Annotated in this window: 5 protein-coding genes and 1 pseudogene; 4 read left to right on the forward strand and 2 right to left on the reverse strand. The window is 64.9% G+C overall.

Translation table 11 applies throughout. The features are described 5' to 3' along the window. Together JWR89_RS09900 and JWR89_RS09905 are read right to left on the reverse strand one after the other, a co-directional pair. A pseudogene (locus JWR89_RS09900) lies at nt 1–1715 on the reverse strand (hypothetical protein); the annotation flags it as partial. A 189-nt stretch (nt 1716–1904) separates the two neighbouring features. Further along, on the reverse strand, nt 1905–2441 hold the full coding sequence (locus JWR89_RS09905) for a TetR/AcrR family transcriptional regulator (RefSeq protein WP_299715036.1): 537 nt from the start codon (nt 2439–2441) through the stop codon (nt 1905–1907). A 90-nt stretch (nt 2442–2531) separates the two neighbouring features. Here JWR89_RS09905 and JWR89_RS09910 point away from each other — a divergent pair, with 90 nt between their 5' ends. The 4 genes from JWR89_RS09910 to JWR89_RS09925 form a co-directional block, all read left to right on the forward strand. Next, entirely contained in the window at nt 2532–2927 is a 396-nt protein-coding gene (locus JWR89_RS09910; protein WP_299715039.1) for a nuclear transport factor 2 family protein, read from the forward strand. Nucleotides 2928–2936: 9 nt separating this feature from the next. Beyond that, nucleotides 2937–4727, forward strand: coding sequence for an acyl-CoA dehydrogenase C-terminal domain-containing protein (locus JWR89_RS09915; RefSeq protein WP_299715042.1), 1791 nt, complete (start codon nt 2937–2939; stop codon nt 4725–4727). 176 nt (nt 4728–4903) lie between these two features. Further along, nucleotides 4904–6112, forward strand: a complete 1209-nt coding sequence (locus tag JWR89_RS09920; RefSeq protein WP_299715045.1) for an acetyl-CoA C-acetyltransferase — start codon at nt 4904–4906, stop codon at nt 6110–6112. A gap of 201 nt (nt 6113–6313) precedes the next feature. After that, the coding region (locus tag JWR89_RS09925) for a 3-hydroxyacyl-CoA dehydrogenase NAD-binding domain-containing protein (RefSeq protein ID WP_299715048.1) at nt 6314–8259 on the forward strand (1946 nt) is incomplete at its 3' end.

Genomic DNA, 8259 nt, shown 5'->3' on the forward strand with positions numbered 1-8259 from the left:
GCCGGGACCGCCGGCGCATGCAACGGCGCGGCGGCGCGCGGCGGCTGCGCGTGCGGGATTGGCGCCGGCTGCGCCACCGGTGCGGCGCGCACGGTGCGCAGATCGCCTTCGATCATGGCGAGGCGATCGACCACGTGGCCGAGCGTGTTGTGCACGACTTCGAGGGAATCCTGGGTGTGGCGATCAGTCTCCGACTGGCTGAAGCGCATGTCGGAGAGTTCGCGCTTGATGGTATCGACCAGCGCGGGATCCATCGCAGGCGCGCTGTGGCGGCTATCGACCAGCGCGGCGAAGGTCGATTGCTGCCGTTCGAGATGGCGCAGAATGTTTTGCAGCCCGTCCTCGACGCGGCCGAGATTGTTGCTGCGCGGATCTGTGCTGCTCTCGATCCGCTCCAGCAGATAGGACACGCGCTGTTCGAGATGCGCGAAGGCCGACGAACTGTCGTTGCCGACCGGCAGATGGTCGAGCCGGTTGGACAGCGCCTGCAGCGCGATTTCGAGGTGATCGGAATTGGCGGCGGCGGGCCGCTCGCGGCTTTCCAACGCGGTGGTCAGCGTCATGATGCGCTGCTCGAGGGCGGCGAAGGAATCGCTGTGGTGGTCGGCGCGGGCGAGCTGATCGACTTTGGACGACAGCGTCTGCACGTCGTCGCTGAGCCGGCTGAGCGCCTCGTTGGAGGCGACGTTGGAGACGATGCCGCGCAGCGCGGCGATGGCAGCGTCGAGCTGCTGCAGCGTGCCGGGATCGTCGCTGGAGCGCACGATCAGGTCGATCTTGCCGCCGAGATTGCGGATCGTCTCGTCGAAGCCGGCGAGCTGTTCGGCCGGCGTCAGCGTCCGCAGCGTCTGGTAGATGTCGGCGAGGGCGCGCTCGACACCGGCCAGCGCCTGGCCGTCGATGCCGTCGTTCTTGCTGTCATCGATGCGGCGGCCCAGCGAACGAATCTCGTTCTCGAGCGATTCGATGGCGCGCTGCGGCAGCGCTTCGGTGATGACGTTGCGGATCTCAGCCAGCTCGGAACGGAACACGGCGATCGATTGCTCGACCGCATTGTCCGGGCGCTGCAAAGCCTCGATCTTGCTGGTGATCTGCGACAGCTGCCGTTCCAGGCCGGACATGTCCAGCGCCGGAGCGGGCGCGGGCAAGGGTGCGGGGGCTGGCGGCTGTGAAGCGGCCGGCGCGCTCGGCGGCGCCTGGCGCGGTGACAGCCGCGGCGCGAAACCGTCGAGTTCGTCCTGGCGCGCGGTGATTTCGGAGATCGCGAAGTCGAGCGAGAACGGATCGATCGGCGGCGAGGCGCTGTACACCTTGTTGGCGGCGCGCTCGACCATGTCGGCGCTGCGCTGCGGCGCGATCGCGGGCTCGCTGATCTGCGACAGCCGCGCGTCGAGCCGCGAGATCGCCTCGTTGAGCTGGCGTGCGACGCCCGGTTCGCCGCGCGCGGCAGGGCGTGAAAACTGATCGATCTGCCGGGTGATGGCGTCGAGCCGCTGGTGGATTTCGGCGACGTCGGCCGCGTCACGCTGCGGCAACGCCGAAACGCCTTGCTCATAACGGGGACGGGCATTGGGCGAGATGAAATTGCTGGTTTCGCCGATGGTCGAGTTCATCCAGTCGCCGAGCGACATGCCAGCGCGGCGCGCGGCGGCCTCGGCCCGCTCGCGAACCGTTGGCTCGATCCCCTCAACACTCCACGATACGCGCGAATTCATGCTTTCGTCCGGTTCCGAGCCTGGCGCAACTGCACCCAAGGCCTCTCCGCGCGTCCCATCGATGAAGACAATCGAAAACGGCGCAGGTCGTCTGCCTCTCGTTTCGACTTTTTCGTGTTACGGTAAACAACGGGTTAAGGAACCTGCCCGCAGGGCGCGAAAGTTAACCGACTTCGGCCGGGTCAGGCTTCAGCGCGTGAACAGCGCGCTGAGGTCGTCGATGTCGGCTTCGGTGATGGCGGTGTGGGCCTGGTGCATGACCCCGGGCTGGCCGATGTAAGCCCAGTAGATGAACTCGGCGCGCGGCATCGCCTTGCGGCCATCGACCCCGGACTCGGTGAGCAGTTTGGCGATATAGGCCACGCGCTGCACATCGACCGAGGCCACGACCGCCGCCGCCGACAGGTCGGCGGCCGCCCACGACCGGATGGCGCGGTCGAGGCTGCGATCTTCCTCAAAAGCCAGCCGCATCAGCGCCGTCAGCCGCGCCGGCCCGGTGATGGTCGCGTCGATATCGCGAATCACCTGCTCGCCCGCGCGCACCGCCCATTCCCGCAGCAGGGTCTGGCGGTAATCGTCGATGTCCTTGAAATGCCAATAGAAACTGCCGCGTGATACGTTCAGGCCGGCAGCCAGCGCGCCGACCTTCAAGGCATTTTCGCCCTGACCGGCCAGCGTCCGCAGGCCGTGCCTGATCCAGTCCGTTATGGTCAGCCGATCTTTCACGCGCCGACCATACACATATGTATTGACGGACGCCACCCGGCCCAGCTAGTTTTCCATGCAGGGATGTATGGAAACAACGAGGGGTTGGCGATGACCGGTCTCGACAGGTGGAATGCCTACATGCGCGAGCATGATCGCGCCGTGTTGTGGGATCTGCTGCACCCCGATGCGGTGTTCGAGAGTCCCGTCGTACATACGCCGCAACGCGGGCGTGATATCGTGTTCAAGTATCTCGCGAGCGCCGAGCAAGTGCTGGGCGGCCCCGGCTTCGCCTATCGCGGCGAGTGGCGCAACGACACCGGCGTCATCCTCGAATTCGATGCCACGCTTGAAGGCATCACGATCAACGGCGTCGACATGATCACCTTCGACAGCGACGACCGCATCACCCATTTCAAAGTCATGGTGCGCCCACTCAAGGCCATCAACCTCCTGCACCGCCTGATGGGCGAACAGCTCGCCCGCCAGCAGGCGACTTCCACGTAAGGAATAACCATGCCCAGTTACAAAGCGCCCCTCCAAGACGTCGGCTTCCTGCTCAACGACGTGTTCCAGTTCGACCGCTACAACAATCTGCCCGGCTTCGCCGACGCCTCGGCCGATGTGCGCGAGGCGATCCTCGACGAGGCCGCCAAGCTCAGCGAGCAGGTGCTGCAGCCGCTGAACCGGGTCGGCGATCTCGAAGGCTGCGTCCGCCATGACGATGGCAGCGTGACCACGCCGAAAGGCTTCAAGGAAGCGTTCAAGCAGGTCACCGAAGGCGGCTGGCTTGGCCTGTCCGCACCCGCTGAATATGGCGGCCAGGGCCTTCCCGTGGCGCTGTCGCAGACCGTCAACGAATTCCAGTGCTCCGCCAACATGGCATTTGCCATGTATGGCGGCCTCACCATGGGCGCTACTGCAGCGCTGATCGTGCACGGCCGGCCGGAGCAGAAGGCGATCTTCCTGCCGAAGATGGTGTCCGGCGAATGGACCGGCACCATGAACCTCACCGAGCCGCATTGCGGCACCGATCTCGGCCTGCTGCGAACCAAGGCGGTGAAGCAGGACGACGGCAGCTACAAGATTTCCGGTACCAAGATATTCATCTCCGCCGGCGAGCACGATCTCGCGGACAATATCATCCATCTGGTACTGGCCCGCATCGAGGGCGCACCCGCCGGCATCAAGGGCGTCTCGCTGTTCGTGGTGCCGAAGGTCAAGGTCAATGCCGACGGCTCGCTCGGCGAACGCAACGGCGTGTCGTGCGGCTCGATCGAGCACAAGATGGGCATTCACGGCAATTCCACCTGCGTGATGAACTACGACAGCGCGACGGGCTGGCTGATCGGCGAAGAGAACAAGGGCATGCAGGGCATGTTCGTGATGATGAACGAGGCCCGCCTCGGCGTCGCCGTGCAGGGGCTCGCGCAGTCCGAGGTCGCCTACCAGAACGCGGTGGCCTATGCGAAGGACCGCCTGCAGGGGCGCTCGCTGACGGGACCAAAGGCGCCGGACAAGCCGGCCGATCCGATCATTGTGCATCCGGACGTGCGCCGCACGCTGTTGACCATCCGCGCTTTCAACGAGGCCGCGCGTGCGATGGTGGTGTGGACGGCGCTGAAGAGCGACGTCGCGCATCGCAGCGAGGATGCCAAGGAACGACAGGCCGCTGATGACCATATGGGCCTGATGACACCGGTGCTGAAGGGCGTGCTCACCGATGGTGGCTTTGCCAATGCGGTGTCGGCACAGCAGATGTTCGGCGGCCACGGCTACATCGCCGAATGGGGCATGGAGCAGTTCGTGCGCGATGCCCGCATTGCCATGATCTATGAAGGCGCCAACGGCATCCAGGCGCTGGATCTGGTCGGCCGCAAGCTGCCGCGCGACGGCGGCCGCGCCGCCATGGCGTTCTTCGGCGAGGTCGGCGCCTTCGCCAAGGAGCACGGCGCGGACGAGGCGATGAAGCCCTATGTCGATCCGCTGTCCGGCGCGCTCGGCCATCTGCAGCAGGCGACGATGTGGCTGATGAACAATGCCATGACCAAGCCCGACAATGCCGGCGCCGGCGCAACCGATTACATGCAGCTATTCGGCCTCACTGCCTTCGCCTATATGTGGGCGAAGATGGCCAAGGTGGCGCAGGACAAGATTGCCGCCTCGGGCGCAACACCCTATCTGACCACCAAGCTGGTGACCGGCCGCTTCTTCATGGAACGGATGCTGCCGGAAACCTCCGTGCATCTCGCGCGCATCCAGTCGGGTGCCGCGACGACGATGGAATTGCCTGCGGAGGCGTTCTGAAGAAACCAAAAGCTCCGTCATTGCGAGGAGCCCTTGCGACGAAGCAATCCAGCCTTTCTTCGGTGAGGCAAAGAACTGGATTGCCGCGTCGCTTCGCTCCTCGCAATGACGGCTGATAAATACGAGTGTCACAGTTCGTCAGGCGCTTGCAGCCAGACTGAAACGGGAGAAAACGAATGCCCGAGGCCTATATCTACGATCACGTGCGCACCCCGCGCGGCCGCGGCAAGGCCGATGGCGCGCTGCATGAGGTGACCGCGCTGGCGCTGGCCACCGCGCCGCTGAAGGCGCTGAAAGAGCGCAACAACATCCAGCCCGGCACCATCGACGACGTCATTCTCGGCTGCGTCGATCCGGTGGGCGAGGCCGGCGGCGACATTGCCCGCATGGCGGCGCTGTCGGCGGGCTACGGCAACGACGTGCCGGGCATCCAGATCAACCGCTTCTGCGCCTCCGGCCTCGACGCCGTGAATTTCGCCGCGGCGCAGGTGATGTCCGGCCAGCACGCCATGACCATCGGCGGCGGCGCGGAATCGATGAGCCGCGTCGGCATCGGCGCCTCCGGCGGCGCCTGGCCGGTGGATCCGTCGATCGCCGTGCCGGCCTATTTCATGCCGCAGGGCGTGTCGGCGGACCTGATCGCGACCAAATACGGTTTCTCCCGCGACGACGTCGATGCCTATGCGGTGCAGAGCCAGCAGCGCTCCGCGAAATCCTGGGAAGAGGGCCGCTTCAAGAATTCGGTGGTGCCGGTCAAGGACATCAACGGCCTGACCATTCTGGCCAAGGACGAGCACATGCGCCCGTCCACCACCATGCAGTCGCTGGCGTCGCTGCAGCCGTCCTTCGTCACCATGGGACAGATGGGCGGCTTTGATGCGGTGGCGCTGCAGTCGCATCCGGAAATCGAGCGCGTCAACTATGTGCATCACGCCGGCAATTCGTCGGGCATCGTCGATGGCGCCGCCGCCGTGCTGCTCGGCAGCAAGGAAGCCGGCGAGAAAGCCGGCCTGAAGCCGCGGGCGAAAATACGCGCCTTCGCCAATATCGGCTCCGAGCCGGCGATGATGCTGACCGGTCCGGTCGATGTGACGAAGAAGGTGCTGGAGCGTTCCGGCATGAAGCTCGATGACATCGACCTGTTCGAACTCAACGAGGCGTTCGCCTCGGTGGTGCTGCGCTTCATCCAGGCGTTCGACATCGACAACGACAAGATCAACGTCTGCGGCGGCGCCATCGCCATGGGTCACCCGCTCGGCGCCACCGGCGCGATGATCCTCGGCACCGTGCTGGATGAGCTGGAGCGCACCGGCAAATCGACGGCGCTGGTGACATTGTGCATCGGCGGCGGCATGGGCACCGCGACGATTATCGAGCGGGTGTAGTTCGCTTCCTTCCCTCTCCCCTTGTGGGAGAGGGTGGATCGACCGCGAAGCGGTCGAGACGGGTGAGGGGTGCCGCGGGCACCGAGCTTCGCGGCGACCCCTCATCCGCCTTCGCTTCGCTCAGGCACCTTCTCCCACAAGGGGAGAAGGAAGAAAGATCTCCGCTGCGCTGAAATAGCTGCACATCACTGGGAGCGACACATGACCTTCAAGAACTTCAAGCTCGAGACCGACGCCGACGGCATCGCTGTCGTGACATGGGATATTCCCGGCCGTTCGATGAACGTGCTCGACACCACCACCATCGAGGAGCTCGACGCCATCGTCGATCAGACCTCGGCCGATGCTGCTGTGAAGGGCGTCGTCATCACCTCCGGCAAGGACGCGTTTTCCGCCGGCGCCGACCTGTCGATGCTGGAAGGCATGGGCAAGGTGTTCGCCGCCGCGAGGAAGGACAAGGGCGAGGAAGCCGCGCAGCAATTGCTGTTCGACGAGAGCCGCAAGCTGTCGCTGACGCTGCGCAAGATCGAGGTTTCCGGCAAGCCGTGGGTCGCGGCGATCAACGGCCTCGCGCTCGGCGGTGCCTTCGAAGTCACGCTGGCCTGTCATTATCGCGTCGCTGCGGACAATCCGAAGACCAAACTCGGCCTGCCGGAAATCAAGGTCGGCCTGTTCCCGGGTGGCGGCGGCACGCAACGTTTGCCGCGCATGCTGCAGGCGCAGGATGCGCTGCAGATGCTGCTGAAGGGCGAGGCGCTCAACCTGAGCAAGGCCAAGGCGATGAACCTGGTCGGCGCCGTGGTGCCGGCGGCCGACCTGATCGGCGCGGCGAAGGACTGGATCAAGGCTGGTGGCAAGGCGGTGCAGCCGTGGGACGAGAAGGGCTTCAAGCTGCCCGGCGGCCCGGTCTATTCCAAGCAGGGCATGATGGTGTTCCCACCGGCCAACGCGATCTATCGCCGCGAGACCTTCGACAATTACCCAGCGGCCCGCGCGATCATGCAGTGCGTCTATGAAGGCCTGCAATTGCCAATGGACGCTGCCCTCCGCGTCGAGTCGCGCTACTTCTCTAAGATCCTGCAGAGCAAGGAAGCGGCGGCGATGATCCGCAGCCTGTTCATCTCGATGCAGGAGCTCAGCAAGGGCGCGCGCCGTCCGCAGGACGTGCCGCCGACCAAGGTCAGGAAGCTCGCGATCATCGGCGCCGGCTTCATGGGCGCGTCGGTCGGCTTCGTCTCGGCGCGCGGCGGCATCGACGTGGTGTTGATCGACCGCGACCAGGCCTCGGCCGACAAGGGCCGCGGCCATTGCGAGGCCGCCATCGACGCGCTGATTTCCAAGGGCCGCGCCAAGGAGGCGGACAAGGCCGCGCTGATGGCCAAGATCACCGCGACGTCGGACTTCGACGTGCTGAAAGAGTGCGACCTGGTCATCGAGGCGGTGTTCGAGGACCGCGCGGTGAAGGCCGAGATCTATAAGAGGGCGCAGCCGCTTCTGAAGGAAGGCGCGATCTTCGCCTCCAACACCTCGACCCTTCCGATCAATTCGCTCGCGGAGGAGTTCACCGACCAGTCGAAATTCATCGGTATTCACTTCTTCTCACCGGTCGAGAAGATGATGCTGGTGGAAATCGTCGTCGGCAAGAACACCGGCGACGTAGCACTAGCCACCGCGCTGGACTACGTCCGCGTGATCGGCAAGACGCCGATCGTGGTCAATGACTCGCGCGGCTTCTTCGCCAACCGATGCGTGCTGCGCTTCACCGCCGAAGGGCTGGAAATGCTGATGGAAGGCGTGCCGCCGGCGATGATTGAAAACGTCGCGAAGATGGCCGGCATGCCGGTCGGGCCGCTGTCGCTGTCGGATGAGGTGGCGCTCGATCTGGTGCTCAAGATCATGAAGGCGACCGAAGCCGACCTCGGCGCCAACGCCATCGACCAGGCGCAGAAGAAGCTGATGATCGAGATGGTCGAGAAGCAGGGCCGCTTCGGGCGCAAGAACGGCAAGGGATTCTACGATTATCCCGAGAAGGGCAAGGGCCAGAAAAGCCTGTGGCCGGCGTTGGGCGGCCTGCAGCCGAAGCATCTCGATCCCGACACGCTCGATGTCGAGGAAATGAAGCAGCGTTTCCTGGTGGTGCAGGCGGT

Origin of the sequence: Tardiphaga sp. (assembly GCF_028290785.1) — a bacterium.
GTDB lineage: Bacteria > Pseudomonadota > Alphaproteobacteria > Rhizobiales > Xanthobacteraceae > Tardiphaga.